The 14,000-nt window shown below is 66.5% G+C and carries 15 protein-coding genes; 5 read left to right on the forward strand and 10 right to left on the reverse strand.

Translation table 11 applies throughout. From position 1 onward, the window contains the following. A partial coding sequence (trpF, locus tag AC1D1S_RS13255; protein ID WP_476994676.1) for a phosphoribosylanthranilate isomerase occupies positions 1-192 on the forward strand: 192 nt, incomplete at its 5' end. 32 nt (positions 193-224) lie between these two features. Here trpF and AC1D1S_RS13260 read toward each other — a convergent pair. From AC1D1S_RS13260 to AC1D1S_RS13295, 8 genes are all read right to left on the reverse strand, one after another. Continuing rightward, positions 225-929 carry a hypothetical protein gene (locus AC1D1S_RS13260; protein WP_243180631.1) on the reverse strand — a complete coding sequence of 235 codons (705 nt, stop codon included), beginning with the start codon at positions 927-929 and terminating at the stop codon, positions 225-227. Positions 930-1,027: 98 nt separating this feature from the next. Then, the gene (locus AC1D1S_RS13265; protein ID WP_026538140.1) at positions 1,028-1,207 is read right to left on the reverse strand and encodes a hypothetical protein; all 180 of its coding nucleotides are present in this window, start codon (positions 1,205-1,207) and stop codon (positions 1,028-1,030) included. Beyond that, the gene (locus AC1D1S_RS13270) at positions 1,204-1,581 is read right to left on the reverse strand and encodes a hypothetical protein (protein WP_243180632.1); all 378 of its coding nucleotides are present in this window, start codon (positions 1,579-1,581) and stop codon (positions 1,204-1,206) included. Before AC1D1S_RS13270 ends, AC1D1S_RS13265 begins: the two co-directional genes overlap by 4 nt. Next, a complete protein-coding gene (locus AC1D1S_RS13275; protein WP_243180633.1) occupies positions 1,571-3,454 on the reverse strand; it encodes a hypothetical protein in 1,884 nt (627 codons plus the stop codon). Before AC1D1S_RS13275 ends, AC1D1S_RS13270 begins: the two co-directional genes overlap by 11 nt. Before the next feature lie 8 nt (positions 3,455-3,462). Continuing rightward, positions 3,463-5,556 (reverse strand): glycosyltransferase, encoded by a 2,094-nt coding sequence (locus AC1D1S_RS13280; RefSeq protein WP_476994677.1) that lies wholly within the window; start codon positions 5,554-5,556, stop codon positions 3,463-3,465. Positions 5,557-5,567: 11 nt separating this feature from the next. Further along, the gene (locus tag AC1D1S_RS13285; protein WP_223917141.1) at positions 5,568-6,668 is read right to left on the reverse strand and encodes a hypothetical protein; all 1,101 of its coding nucleotides are present in this window, start codon (positions 6,666-6,668) and stop codon (positions 5,568-5,570) included. Positions 6,669-6,758: 90 nt separating this feature from the next. Then, complete coding sequence (locus AC1D1S_RS13290; RefSeq protein ID WP_243180636.1) at positions 6,759-7,757, reverse strand: glycosyltransferase family 2 protein; 999 nt, start codon at positions 7,755-7,757, stop codon at positions 6,759-6,761. Position 7,758: 1 nt separating this feature from the next. Further along, positions 7,759-8,610, reverse strand: a complete 852-nt coding sequence (locus AC1D1S_RS13295) for a glycosyltransferase family 2 protein (RefSeq protein WP_476994678.1) — start codon at positions 8,608-8,610, stop codon at positions 7,759-7,761. A 616-nt stretch (positions 8,611-9,226) separates the two neighbouring features. Here AC1D1S_RS13295 and AC1D1S_RS13300 point away from each other — a divergent pair. After that, the gene (locus tag AC1D1S_RS13300; RefSeq protein ID WP_243180638.1) at positions 9,227-9,919 is read left to right on the forward strand and encodes a glycoside hydrolase family 16 protein; all 693 of its coding nucleotides are present in this window, start codon (positions 9,227-9,229) and stop codon (positions 9,917-9,919) included. Positions 9,920-9,992: 73 nt separating this feature from the next. Here AC1D1S_RS13300 and AC1D1S_RS13305 read toward each other — a convergent pair whose 3' ends face one another. After that, on the reverse strand, positions 9,993-10,901 hold the full coding sequence (locus tag AC1D1S_RS13305; protein ID WP_476994679.1) for a metallophosphoesterase: 909 nt from the start codon (positions 10,899-10,901) through the stop codon (positions 9,993-9,995). A 534-nt stretch (positions 10,902-11,435) separates the two neighbouring features. Between AC1D1S_RS13305 and AC1D1S_RS13310 the strand changes: the two genes are divergently transcribed. The 3 genes from AC1D1S_RS13310 (at position 11,436) to AC1D1S_RS13320 (ending at position 13,086) form a co-directional block, all read left to right on the forward strand. Continuing rightward, positions 11,436-11,987 (forward strand): YceI family protein, encoded by a 552-nt coding sequence (locus AC1D1S_RS13310; RefSeq protein WP_028275465.1) that lies wholly within the window; start codon positions 11,436-11,438, stop codon positions 11,985-11,987. Between the two features lie 142 nt (positions 11,988-12,129). Then, positions 12,130-12,543 (forward strand): YccF domain-containing protein, encoded by a 414-nt coding sequence (locus tag AC1D1S_RS13315; protein WP_028275466.1) that lies wholly within the window; start codon positions 12,130-12,132, stop codon positions 12,541-12,543. 69 nt (positions 12,544-12,612) lie between these two features. Next, entirely contained in the window at positions 12,613-13,086 is a 474-nt protein-coding gene (locus tag AC1D1S_RS13320; RefSeq protein WP_243180640.1) for an SRPBCC family protein, read from the forward strand. Positions 13,087-13,120: 34 nt separating this feature from the next. Here the strand turns inward: AC1D1S_RS13320 and AC1D1S_RS13325 are convergent, their stop codons facing one another. After that, the gene (locus tag AC1D1S_RS13325; protein ID WP_476994680.1) at positions 13,121-13,990 is read right to left on the reverse strand and encodes a DUF4031 domain-containing protein; all 870 of its coding nucleotides are present in this window, start codon (positions 13,988-13,990) and stop codon (positions 13,121-13,123) included. Positions 13,991-14,000: the final 10 nt, after the last annotated feature.

The following is a 14,000-nucleotide window of genomic DNA, read 5'->3' on the forward strand; positions in this document are numbered from 1 at the left end:
GTCCGGGCCAAGGCCCTGACCGGACGCAAGTGGCTGCTCGCCGGCGGTCTCGATCCCGCCAACGTGGCCCGGGCAGCGGCGGAGGCCGGGGCGTGGGGTGTCGATGTGTCCTCCGGCGTCGAATCGGCGCGCGGCATCAAGGACTTGGCCAAGATCGGGGATTTCGTGCGGGCGGCCAAGGCGCCTGAATGAGGCTGGGCCGCCCGCGGACCATCTGAGGGGGGCTAGGAGCGTTTGATGATCACGTCATCGATGTATTCGTCGCCCTTTTGCCGGTTGTGCTCGGCCCCGAGCTGAACTTTGCTCAGGCTGCTTCCGAGCATTTGGACGCTCGAGCTGCTGTAGCGCTGCACGCCGTCGAACCATACCTGGATCGTTGACGAATTGCCGTTGGCGGTCACCCGCATGGACACATGGTGCCAGGCGCTCAGAGAGATGCTGCTGGAGATCAGCTTCGTGTAGACAAAGCTGCCACTCGGTGACGTGACCCGGAGCCACAACTGCCCGTTGCTGTTGTAGCGGTAGATGTCCGCGACACGGGTGGAACCGGAGAAGAAACGGAAGTACGGGACGTCATTGCCGGAAACGCCGGCAACAGTGATATTGAACCAGCCGTCTGCGTACGAGGTCTTGGTCCCCGAGGAAAACGAAGGGGAGGAGAGGTTTGCGAGCGAGCCGGAGTCCGTGGTCACGTGCAGCTTAACCGCATGTGTCCCGGTGTGGGGCCGCGAAGTGGACATCGTTGCGGTGCCGGTGCCGGACACCTTGGGGACAAGGCCGCAAAAGCCGCCCGCTTCAAAACTGGTGGCGAGCACGACGGTGCCCGGATAGGAGTTTGTCGGTGCCGGGCTGCAGGTAGCGGCGGTGGCAGCCTGGGCGGAACCGAAGACAAGGGAACCGGCTACGAGCATTCCGAGCGTCCCAACCATGCTGAGTGTTCTAAGTTTTCTCATTGAAAATACTTTCCGTGATTGGTTCGACTTGTTGGTGTCCGCCCGGCGCCGCGGCACCGGGCGGACGGTTTCTGTCATGCCAGCTGCGCCAAATGCACCAATTGCATGACCACCGCGACGCCGACTATGGCCAGCAGGGCTGCCGTGGTGATCACCACGGCGCGCGGGAGTGCCTTGTCCGGCTGCAACACGCGAAGCACATCGCAGCTCACGAGGGCCGTCATGGTGGCCAGCCCCGTCAGGAAGATGATCATTTCGCACGCACCAGGGCACGCTTTGGCCGCTTGAGCTCAATGCCCAGGAATACGAGGGTCAGGGCCGACAGGAGGCATACGGCCGCCGGCGGTGACCAGAGACGTGCGTAGATCATCGCCGTCGCCACGAGGGTGGACATCGCGAGGCTGAAGGCGATTGCGATGGCGATGCTGAGGGGAAGCGCGCCAGTGGCCTGGGCTGAGCGCGGGGGGTCGAAGCGGAGGAGCAACACCAGCGCCGTTCCAGGCCCGGCCAGCATCAGCAGGCCAATCACCGCCAGGCGCAGGCCCTCGGGGCCGACAAACGAGAGCGGTATGGCTGCTACGGCGACGGCTGCCGTCGCATAGCTCACGTAGCTGCGTTCAGTTGCCATTGCTAACTCCTTCGATGTGAAAAATCACGCCGCCTGCGTTTTCAAAAACCTTTGTCCAGCCCGGACTCGTGGCGCATGTGGCGGTAAAACGTTGAAGGTCGCCGGTGGGAGTCGAACCACGAAGTTCGGCTGCCTCCTGCTGGCTTTCGGTAACGATGAGGTACGCGCCCGCTTTGTGGGCGATCTGGTTGGCCGCGTCACAGCTGAGCGGCGCGGCGTTGGGAATGGGCTCGGCAGCAACGAGCGCCCGGTAGTCGTAGTCCGCGTAGTGCTGGTATCTCCACGGGGTGTTGCGAACTGCCTCAATGAGGACGGAACCGGTGGGCGCAGTCGCATAGAGGTGGTTCACTAAGGCGATTTCGTCGTCGTTGAAGCTTTCCATGCCGTCATTTCCGTAACGGGAGACGACAGTGGCTGTAGCGAGTACCGCGCCCATCAGCAGCAGCGCTAGGGCCCGGCGCAGGCTCAGCCCCGCGGCACTGTCTGACATCAGTGGCAGCACAACCAGGCAGACGGCGAACGGAAGGCTGAAGAGGTACAGGCGCAGAAGCAGTTCACCGCCATAGGGCTGGAGGGGAATCAGGACCAGCGGCGCCAGCGCCGCGGCCGCGGCCGCCAGCCACGGTGCCTTCCGCCGGTAGCCCACTATGGCGCCGGCAACGGCGAGCACCCAGACGACCGCAACCTCGGCCATGCGCGTGTAGACCACGAACATGTGGGCGTCGCTGCCTGAGACCCTGTTGCTCAGCGCGCCGAGGCTGTTCGCACCGATGTCACCGAGCGAGCCGAGCAGCTGGCCGAAATGCCCCTCCACGAATGTGGAAGCCGCAAAGAGCAGCCAGCCGACGGGCAGGACCACGGCCAGGACCGGCAGGAAGCGCAGCCGGAGACGTCCGGTCAGCAGGAGCGCGGCCAGGATGGGGATCGCGGCGAAGGGGCTGAGCTGGTGTGAAGCAGTCATGGCAAGCAGGATCAGCGCGCAGACCACCACGAGAATCGCCGTGTCCGCCCGGTGCGGTTCCGCGGCGCCATACCGCGGGACCGAGCTGTCCAGTTTGCCGACACTGCGGGCAAGCCACCGGGAGAAGCGGGTGCGCTCCGTGGGCCAGGCCCAACCGCCGAAGACGCTGAGCAGGCAGGCAATCAGTGTGAGCAGGAGGAGGAACGAATAGGCCTGTGGTGACAGGTAGTCCTGCCCAATCCAGCTGGCCACGTAGAAGATCCAGACAGCCGCCCAGGCCTGGCGCGGATTTGCCGTCAACCGCCGGGCCAGGGCCAGCAGCGGTGCGAGCAGGAGGATGTTGATGCCCACCGGCGCCCACGTTGCGATCCCGAAAAGATCCTTGGCGCCCGTCGCCCCGGAGAGCATTCCCAGCACGTTGAAGAATCCTGGCCAGTTGAAGTAGGCGTCCAGGGTCGGATCCAGCTGGCCCGATTGGCTAATGGTGTCGGCAATGCCCAGATGCCGGTAGCTGGCCTCGAGGCGGGGCAGGCCATGAATGATGGGGTCAGCACCGTCGAGGAGAACCACTGTGACCAGGAGCTGCCAGGTCAGAAGCGCCGGAACCAGACGGCGGAGGCTCAGCGAGGCAACAAATCCGGCGAGGCTGAGCGCGAGCGCAACGAAATAGGCCGGGGGGAGGGCATCAATCAGCCCGGCCCCGCCGATCTGAAAGGGATTGACCTGGTTCATGCTCCACACGCCGAGGGCGAGCGCGGCCGCGGCTGCCGCGGCCAGGGCACCGATGTGCCACGACGGCGTGAGTCCGAGGTTGCGGTGGGTGGGCGGCTTAGCACCGCCGACGTGCGCATGCGCCTCATGCCGGTGGGCGGTGCCCACCGGGAGGCTTGTTGCCGTTTCGTGTGTCATCATTTCTCGATTCAGGTCGGCTGGTGGCGCGCCGCTGAAGGAATCTCGCCTGCGGTGGAGGCGGGCTTCATCCGGGTCAGGGTGATCAGGCGCCAAGTGGCCATCAGGCAAGCAGCCGCTTGGGCAACGGCCCAAAGGACTGAGACCCCGGTGAGGCCATATTGTTGCGCCACGGCCGCGGCGGGTGCCACGACCAGGATGGCGGCCAGAGTGGCGACTATCGTGGATTCGAAAAGCCGCCCTTGGGCCCGGCACAGACCGTAGTAGACCTGAGTCACGCAACTCAGGAGGAGTGCCGGGACGAGTACAGGAATGAGGACCCACGCGGACGCGTAATCCGGCCCGAGGAAGCCCAGAAGCAGGGGGCCGGCCAGCAGCAGTATCAGCCCGGCCACGAGAGTCAGCATAAAGCTGGCCCGTAACGCGGAGGCGAGGAGGCCCGGCCGCGCCCGTGAACCCGCGAGGGCCGTTTGCAGGGTAAACCCGGCGGACTGCGGCACGAAGAACACTGCCGAGGCCATCATCCAGACCACATACCAGGCGGCAGTCGACGCCGGGCCCAGGGTAGCTGCAACGATGAGCGGGAGCAGGTAGCCGGGCGCGCGGTCGGCGAGCGTGAGGGCGTGGTTGGGAAGCCCTGGCTTCAGGAGATTGAGGGCCGGCCGAGGCCGGAAGCCGTGCTTCCAGTCGGGGGACACGTGGGCCCGGGCGAGCTGGCGCAGCCCTACGAGGACACTGGYCAGGGCGCCGGCGGCAACGGCGCCCACAATCACCGCCAGGTCACGGAGCCCGGCGGCCAGCGCGACGGCCAGGAAGAGKAGCTGGACGAGGGACTGTGCGAGGCTTCTGACCAGCGTGCGGTCGGCCCGTTCCTGGGCTACGCCCACGTGGTCGAGCTGGTAGGCGCTGGCGGCGAGCAGCGCCGTGGCCAGGAAAAGAACCGTGACCAAGGGGTCGGCCCAGGCCTCGCCCACGCCTGTGCCGAGCCAGGAGGTGACGGCAACCAGCAGGCCCGCGCCCAGCAGGGAGCACGTCGCCACGGTAAGCAGGCCGGTGGCGATGAGGCGCCGGCCGCCGTCAGTTTCCGCGGGCAGCAGCGTCAGCGTGGCAGGCCCGACGCCGAGCATCCCCAGCTGCACGGTCAGGAGCGCGGCTGCGACCACCGCGGACCCCAGACCTATTTGCTCCGGCGGGAGCACGAGGGCCGCGAGAGCCCAGAACAGGAAGCCCGTCACCATGGGGGCAATCCTCGCGGCGGCCAGCCAGGCAGCGTTCCCGCCGACCGAGATCGGTTTGTGGGCCGGCCGCAGGAGCTCGCCGGCCATGGCGCGGTAGTTGTAGAGCAGGAAGCCCATCCAGTACGGCAGGAAGCGGGGTGCCCGGAACAGGGACATGCCGACCCCCCGAACGGTGGCCAGCAGGGGCAGCATCACGAGCCAGCCGGCGCGGCCCGTGTGCTTGCGGACAGTCCGGGCGATCCCGGCCCCGTCCTGGAGCCATTGGTCGCGGGCGTAGTCGAACGTGTCGTCGAACCGGTGCCTGACCACCACGGAGTCGGAGACGCCGAGCTTGAACCCGGCCTGCTCCAGCCGGATTCTCAGCTCCACATCCTCCCCGGAGCGGAAGTCGTCGTCGAACCCGACGTCGAGCAGCACGTCACGGCGCATCAGCGTGGCGCTGACGCCAAACCACTTGCGCACCCGGCTGTGGTTGTGGTGCCAGGCCAGCGCAGCCCCCCAATAGCCGGGGCCGTCGGCTTCGCTGGCCAGCCCGAATTGCAGGCCGTCGTAGCCGCCGGCCTCGAATTCGGTGAGCAGCCGGGACAGGCTCTTCGGCGGCAGGACGACGTCGGCGTCGATCAGGGCGACAACGTCGCCGGTGGCACTGCGGGCGCCGAGCATCCGTGCGGCAGGCAGGCCACGTCCTTCGTCGGAGATGACAGTCGCCCCGCAGTCGCGGGCGATTTCGACAGTGTCATCCGTCGAGCAGCCATCGACCACGATCATCTCGTACGGGTGTTGGCTGCGGATCGACTCCAGGCACTCGCCCAGCCAGGCTGCGGCATTGCGCGCCGGAACAACAACCGACACCTTCAGATCGCTCACGTGGCCTCGCCTCACTCATCCAGTTTTGAACGAACCAGATTCGCGATGAAGTCAGAGGCCTGGTCCGCTGACCAAGCGGCCGGCAGCCGGAGCAGCCAGCAGGGAACGTCCTCCAGGGCACGGCGCACCACGGCCGCCTTCTGGCCAAAATGCTCCTCCAGGGGGACGAGGCTGGTGGCGCCGAGGGCCTCGACGAGGCGCCGCGAGACCATGGGCAGTTCCGAATGGAAGTTGCCGACGACCCGGGACGTCATCCACTCGGCGCTGCGTGCTTCCAGCCGCGCGTCCGCGCCGTCGAAGCGCTCGAGGAAGATGGCCAGCTGTGCCGGCGCCGCGGACGAGATCCGCTGCGCCCCAAAAACATGCTCCGGCTGCACCATGCGGTGTTCGGGGGACCAGCGGCGGGTGAACGCGGCTGTTTTCGGATAGCGGACAATGACCGGGTGGACCGCCGTGGCCAGATGGGCGACAGGGGTCGTCAGCCATCCGGGGGCCAGGGGCTTGCGGGTTCCCCGGAACATGTCCGGGTAGATGGCACGGTGGTGGGGTTTGATGAACATCGGTTTGGCGTAGCCCATGAGCATTCCGCCGGCGCCCATGAAGGCCCAGTCGTCGGCCATGAACCGCACATCGGGCATGGCCACCAGCTTCGCCACCGTACTGGTCTTTCCAACACCTCCCCAGGCCGGCAGGAGAACCCCGGAGCCGCGGAAGTCCACCACGGCGGCATGGATCATGGCGGTCTCCTCCTGGACACACAGCCGGTCCAGCAGCGGAATCACAGAGGTCAGGAGCTCACCGGCGCCTTCGATCCGGTACCCGTCCTTGGTTTCGATGATCTGGACGCGGTCCGCCGGAATATAGAGGGACTCCCCGGTGAACCGGTAGGCATCCTCCGCGTGCGACTGGCTGGAAACCGGCGATATCTTGGCGCCGATGGTGATCCGCCGCGGCGCGGTGGAATTCCCCAGGAACGGCGCGAGCATGTCCCGCAGTTGCGGTTCTCCTGGCGTGCCCGCCTCCACGTCGATGCCCACGATCCCGTGGACATCGAAGGAGGCTCCGGCAGAGGCGCCTATGGGCTGTTTCACGTCGCGCTCAGGTTGGCTCATGATCCAAGCTTTCTGGGGTCGGGTTCCTGCGGTCAGGTGGTTCCGGGTGCGTCTGCACCGGGCGGTCTAAGGGGAAGGGCGCAGCGCGGTTCATTTGACTTCCCGCCACGGCTCTTCCGGCGTCACAACAGCCGCTTTGGCCGGCGACGGCGCCGCAGGCAGCCGGCGGCCGCGCACATAGCCGGTCGCGGTGGCCGCGAGCACGGCGATGATGGCCGCGGCCCGGCCGAGCCCGGCGCGGTCCCCGCCGCCGAGCCAGCCGCGGACTCCGGCGAACACTGCACGAGGCAGGACCTGCCGGACGTAGCGCCGCTCGGGACCAAGTGCCCGTTTGTGGCCGACCACCCTGCTGACCTGTGCCTTGGAAATCCCCTCGCCCCAGGACCGGGCCAGCATGTAGCGCACGGTGCCGCGCTCGGCCGGAACGTGGTGGTGCACCAGGGCCGCGGGCTCATAGACCACCCGGGATCCGGGAGCTCCGATCACCGCGCGGATGCACAGTTCGGTCTCTTCGCAGCCCAGCGGGACGGCGTCCTGGCGGCCCAAGGTTGTGTTGAAACCGCCGACCCGTTCCAGGACGCCGGCGCGGAAGGACATGTTCGCGCCAATGACGTTGCGGACCTCGGCGGCGACTTTGGGCATTCCCCGGTACGTGCAGCCGACAATCCAGTCGAGCTCGTTGGCGAAGTAGCCCGGCCGTCCGGCTTCCCAGAGCGGTTCCACCCGGCCGCCGACCGCCAGAACGTCGGGATCGTCGTACATCGCCGCGAGCCGTTCGAGCCAGTCCGGCTCGGCTTCGGCATCGTCATCGAGGAAGGCCACGATCTCGGCCTTGGCGATTCCTGCTCCGGTGTTGCGGGCGCCGGAGAGACCCTTGGGTCCGGCGTTCTCGACAATTACGGCATCCGGGACGGTAAAGATCAGGCGCTTGTACAGGTCCACGTTGTAGTCCACGACGACGATCGTCTGCTTGGGTGGGAAGGTCTGGGTGCGGACGGAGTCCAGGGCGCCGATCAGCCGGTCCCACCGGTCCTCCGAGTAGGAGCAAATGACCACGGATACTTCCGGAAGGCTGGAGTTCTCGGACATCCTATTCGCCTGCCCGTACGCCCAGGACGCTGCTGGGATCGGTGGGAACGTGCGGGAAGACCTCGTTGGGGTACTTGTACTTGACCCGGCGCAGGGCTTCGGGGCGGGCGCCGGCGGTCGGGGCTTCCCAGCTCACGCGCTCACGGGCCAGGGTGCGGAGGACCCGCCAGCCGTCCCGGAAGGTATGCAGGTTTGACTGCCCCGAGATGCGGGACAGTTCGTGGCTGGGCACCTCGGCGATGCGCAGGCCCGCCCTTGAGGCCCGCACAATCAGTTCAGTTTCGATCTCGAACCCGTCCGACTCCAGCTCCAGAATGTCAACGCATTCGCGGCGCAGGGCGATGTAGCCGTAGCAAAGGTCCGAGTAGTCGCTGTGGAGGACAGTGTTGGCGAGCCGGGTGAGCATCTTGTTTCCGCCGCTGCGCAGCCATGTGAGATCGTCTGAGCCGCCGCCCGTCACATAGCGGGAGCCTTTGACGAAGTCGTATTCGTGCTGGAGCGGAGTCACCAGCCAGCCGATCTCCTGGGGATCCATACTGCCGTCGCCGTCGAGCATGACGATGATGTCGCCGGAGGCTGCGGCGAATCCCGCCCGCACGGCGTTGCCTTTGCCAGGGCGGGGCTCTGCCACCACCACGACGTCCAGGCGCAAGGCCCGGGCCACCTCCACTGTGCCGTCCAGGGAACGGCCGTCAACAATTACCACCTCATCCACATAGGAAGGCACACGCCGCAGCACCCACGGCAGGTTCATTGCCTCGTTCAAAGTGGGGATCACCACGCTGACCGAGGGATTTGCCGGCGGGGGCGTCGTTTGGGGGCGCACGTTCGGCTTGAGATTCGGGATGGACACTGGCCTCACCACTCAATGACGTATTCTGCTCGTCGCAACTACAGCGCTTTCCGACTCCTCCGACCGGAAAATAGACCCAATGCTTACGCTGTTCGGTCGTCGACAACTTAGTGATATACCCCAGGGTTAAAGTTTGGTTTCGCCACCTTGCATTAACCTTGGATTAACTGGAACCTTCAACCAAATTTGAGGCAAAACTGTTGATGGGCGGTTGCCTCCATGCGACACTGGCCGGATGCGGACACCCGTTCATTGGGGGCGCGTGCCGGCAGGTCGCCGGCGTCTCCTGACCTTCATGACCATGGCGGTTCCCGCCATGGTCATGGTCCTGGCCCTGGCGGCGTGCGGCACGGATGCAGCTCCACAGGGCGAGCGGCCGCTGTTCACGTCCATTTCGGCGTCGCCGGCGGCTCCGCCGACCGACGCCGGAACAGGAGCCCAGCCCGGGCTCCAATCAGTGGCGCCGACTGAGCCGCCGGCAGGTGGCACCGCCACTGCCGCCCCTGCGACTGGGAGCGCGCCGGCGTCACGGCCTGCCCGGACATCGGCACCGCCTCCGGACCGGACCACTGACACGGCCATGTCGGGGGATCTGCCCGGATGGAGGAACGTCTTTGTGGAGGACTTCTCCGGCGGTGACGTCCCCCTTGGCTCCTTTCCCGGGCCGCTGTACCGGGACCGGTGGAGTGCGGGATACAAAGACGGAACACCGGATACGGACGGACAGGTCAGCGGCGGAAAATCGGGCTACTACCCCTCGAAAGTCCTGAGCGTCAAAAACGGCGTTCTGGACTGGTTCATGCATTCGGAAAACGGTGTCTTCATGGGCGCCGCGCCCACGCCCAAATTTCCGAATGCCAGCAAAAATCCCCCGAGGGCCAACAGCATGCTGTACGGCCGCTACTCAGTCCGGTACAGGGGGGATGCCATGCCTGGCTTCAAGACGGCGTGGCTCCTGTGGCCGGATAGTGGCATCTGGCCGCGGGACGGGGAGATAGATTTTCCCGAAGGCGACCTCGGAGCAATCCTGACGGCAGCTGCCCATTTCATGTCCTTGGATCCAAAGCGTTTTGAACAGTTCTTTTCCAATAAAGTTTCCACGGACTGGCATGTGGCCACGACAGAGTGGACCCCCGGACGCGTTGAGTTCTTCATTGACGGACGATCCATCGGCGCGAGCACGACGGACGTGCCCTCGACGCCCATGCATTTCATCCTGCAGACCGAATCCTGCCTGCCTCTGTGTCCGGCTCCGGAAACCCAGGGCCACGTCTACCTGGACTGGGTCAGCATCTGGGTGCCGGCCTGAGCCGTCTTGGGCGCGTCCGGCGGCCTACCGTCGGATGCGCCGCCGCACTCCTGAGCCGGAATGCCGCAGCAGATTACCGGCGGAGGGTAAAGGAATCCGAGAAGCTGTAGCCGTCGGCGGGAATGAACCGGGCGGCAAGTTCATCCGCCGTCGCCATGACGTCCAAGGTCCCAAAGGCCGGGTCCTGGTTCTTTCCGGATGTGCTGGCGAAGTAGCGCATCTCCGGGTCCTCGGACCGGACGTTGTAGAGTCCGACGCCGCCAACGCCGACGGTGGCGAACACGGTCCCCGAGCCCTGGGCCATGGCGTCATCGGTATCGGCCAGGCATGCGGAGGCGAAGGTCGCGGGAACGAGTTCCGCGCAGCCTCCGCCCGTGGCCAGTTGATGCGTCCGCTGATAGACGTGGTCGTGGCCGGACAGGACCAGGTCCACCTGCTTTTCGATCAGCATATTCGTGAAGTCCTGCCCCGCCTGGCAGTCGTAGTTGCCGACGCTCAGGCACGGGGTATGCATGCCCACCACCGTCCAGGGGATGTTCTGCGATTTGGCCTCGTCGATGGCGTCCGCAGTCCAGCGCCAGCGTTCGCTGTCCCTTGAGTAGTCCAGCGGCTCCCCGCCACGGAAATCGATGCCGGGGGAAACCATGATGAAGCGGACAACCGGATTCTGCTCGGGGACATCGAGGCGCCATTGGACGCCGTATTCGCCCTGGAGGCCGGGCATCCTGTTGGGCAGGCACTGGACATACTTCTCGATGTCGCCATCCCGGCCGTCACTCTCGTGGTTTCCGGACACCAACTGGTACGGGAAGTTCTCGCCGAGACGGGCGGTGACCATGTCGCAGAACTCCTGTTCGAGCCCGGCCTTGTATGCGAAGTCGCCCAGCGCCAGGTTCAGGTGGGGCTTGAGGCCGGCAACGGCGTCGAGCACTTTCTTGGCGCCCGAGCCTACGCCGATGTCACCTTGGGCGGTGAAGTGCACGGGCTCCCCGGCTGACGGCGCGGCAGACGACGACGGCGGTGCGGTGGATGGCGGTGGGGACGACGGCGCGGGGGACGACGGCGTGCCGGGGCTGGGGCGCGGTGCGGGTTCCGGCGGCCCGGGCTGGCAGGCGGAAAGCAACAGACCCAGGCTCAGCAAGCCAGCGCAGATACCCGCCTTGCCACGTTTCCCCAGGGACCTGGCCACGATTCCTCACATCATTTGGTTGATCAGGACTGTGTGAATAGTTCTGCGAAATTCGGTGATTGCCCGGCATTTATAGGCCAGAGTAACCCGGCCGTGGAGCGAAGGCCAGAGAACGCCTCGGCCCGGACAGCTGGATCCGCCGCCGGAAATCCCGCCGCCGCCGCGCGACGCCGCCGCCCGGCGTGGCCGCTGGCGTGTTGCGTGCCGCGTGTCCCGCGTCAGGGCCGGTGGGACCTAGCCCGGGACGGGCTTCCTCGTTAGCATGCAGAGTGGGGAATACCCCGACCGCCCGCGGGACAGGCCCGCCACCGCTTGAAGGAGACCGTTGTGACTCTGCCCGAAGGTTTGACCCCCGGAGTGTGGACATTGGACATGTCCCACAGCGAAATCGGTTTCAGCGTCCGCCACGCGGGCATCAGCAAGGTCCGCGGCCGGTTCAACGAAGCCTCCGCCGAGGCAAGGGTGCGCGAGTCGCTGGCGGACGCAAGCCTGCACGCCACGGTCAAGACCGCCAGCTTCGATTCGGGCGACGCCAACCGCGACGGCCACGTCCGCGGCCCGGACTTCTTCGACGTTGAGCAGTTCCCCGACATGACTTTTCGGGCCACCGGGATCCGGGGTGAGGGGGAAGACTATGTGCTGACCGGCGAGCTCACAATCCGTGGCGTCACCAAGCCGGTGGAGCTCGAAGTCGAGTACACCGGCGTGGCGGTGGACCCCTTCGGCGCCACCCGGGCCGGATTCAGTGCCGAGGCGGACATCAGCCGGAAGGAATTCGGCCTGACGTGGAACGCCGCCCTTGAAGCGGGCGGCCTGCTGGTCAGCGACAAGGTCAAGATCAACGTTGAGGCCGCCATGGTCAAACAGGCCGATACCTAAGCACCGACGGGGCGGGCCCAACCCGGCCGGGCACCCGTGGACCGGGCTCGTGGAAACCTGTCCGGGGTTGGGCGCGAAAATCAGGGATCTTTCCGGGTAAACCACTGATCCGAATGTCACTCCTACGGGCGAGAATTAATCCATGAAGACACTCCTGAACATCATCTGGCTGCTCTTCGGCGGCCTGTGGCTTGCCTTGGGATATTTCCTGGCCGGCGTCGTCTGCTGCCTGCTGGTCGTCACCATTCCGTGGGGCCTGGCCTCGTTCCGCATCGCGTCCTATGCCTTGTGGCCGTTCGGCCGCATGGTGGTGGACAAGCCCGGCGGCAACGGCATATTCACCCTGGTGGGAAATGTCATCTGGCTGCTTGTGGCCGGGATCTGGATCGCGATCGCACACGTCGTTACGGCCTTCGCCATGGCCATCACGATTATCGGCATTCCGCTGGCGATCGCCAATCTCAAGCTCATACCCATCTCGCTGATGCCGCTCGGGAAACAAATCATCCCGAGCAACACCCCGTATGTGACCGCCTACAGCCCCGGCCGGCGCTAGGCGGCGGCAGCGCAGCCAGCAGGCCGGGGGACTTCACCTGTCAGTTCAAGCAATCCGAGGGAGAGGGCCATGAGCCAACCGGCAAACGGCGAAACGGACCTCATGCTGGTCATTGTCCGCGAGTTCAGGGCGCCGATCCACGGCGTGTGGTCGGCTTTGACGGACCCGGACCAGGCTCCGCAGTGGTGGGGTCCGCGCGGCTTCCACGTCCCGCGTGAGAGCGTCGACGCGGACCTCGAAGTCGGCGGCCTGTACCGCGCCTGCATGATCCAGGACAGTACCGGGCAGCAATTCTGGTGGAGTGGGGTGCATACCGATGTCGAGCCGCCGCACCTGTTCATGTTCACCCATGCCTGGGACAAGCCGGACGGCACCCGCGGCTTCGAGACCGAGGTGACGATCCGGTTGGAGGAGATCGACGGCGGCACGCAGATGACCTTCACCCAGGGGCCGTTCGACTCTGCGGAAAGCCGCGACCGCCATGGCGAAGGGTGGCGCGAGTCGTTCGACCGGCTGGCGAATCACCTCAGCGTGGCTGCCTGAGCCGCCGGTCTCCGGTGGGAGGCCGGGGCACCGCTCACGCGAGTTCGCCCTGTAGGTTCCGGCGGGCCGCGTCCAGCCACAGTGTCCGGCCACGGTCGGTGTGGAAGAGCGGATCGAGCTGCAGCAGCTGGCGGACGACGGCGGCGCGGCCGGCGGCGAAGTCGGCGTCGCCGATGTGCGCGAAATCTTCCCTGACGGCGGCGAGGTAGCGGGCGTAGGCCTCCGGTTCCCCGCCGAGGACGGAGAGGTCGGCGTCGCTGAGCAGGGCGCCGTCGTCGTCTCCGGGCTCCGGACAGTGGTCGGCCGTCAGCAGCACCAGGCGCACCACTTCGTCCACCTCGGCGGCCGGGAGACCGGCATGCCGGAGCCGGTCGTCGGCCAGCCGCGCCGACTCTTCCTCGTCCTGGCCTGCCACGCCGCGGTAGACGGCGTCGTGGAACCAGGCGGCCAGCAGCACGGTGCGGGGCGGATCGGCCGGATCGCACAGCACGTCCAGGGCTTCCAGCACCGCCAGCAGATGGGTGCGGCCGTGGTACTTCCGGTGTTCCTCGCCCCAGCGGTCCAGCAGGTCCAGGAAGAGGGCGTCGTGGCCCGCCAACGCCTGGTTCCAGCGGTTCAGGAGCGGAACCCGGAGGGCCTTGCCGCGCCGTCGGGCCGGGATCCGCAACCCGCTGGCGATCAACTTTCGGACGAGGACCCGGCCCTCCACAGGAATGGCGCCGGCCGCCACCAGGGCCTCGTACCGGGACTCGGCGACGTCGTAGTGGTCGCCGTCGAACGCTCGCCCCGGGATGCCGGCGGCTGCGGCGAAGGCGTGCAGTTCCGCCAGCGACGTGTCCGAGACCAGGTGGGAAAAGTGGGTTCCGTGGGCAGGCCAGAGCGGCGGATCGACGTAGACGGCCATGGTGGCAGTC

It is taken from the genome of Arthrobacter sp. P1_A5, assembly GCF_056406825.1.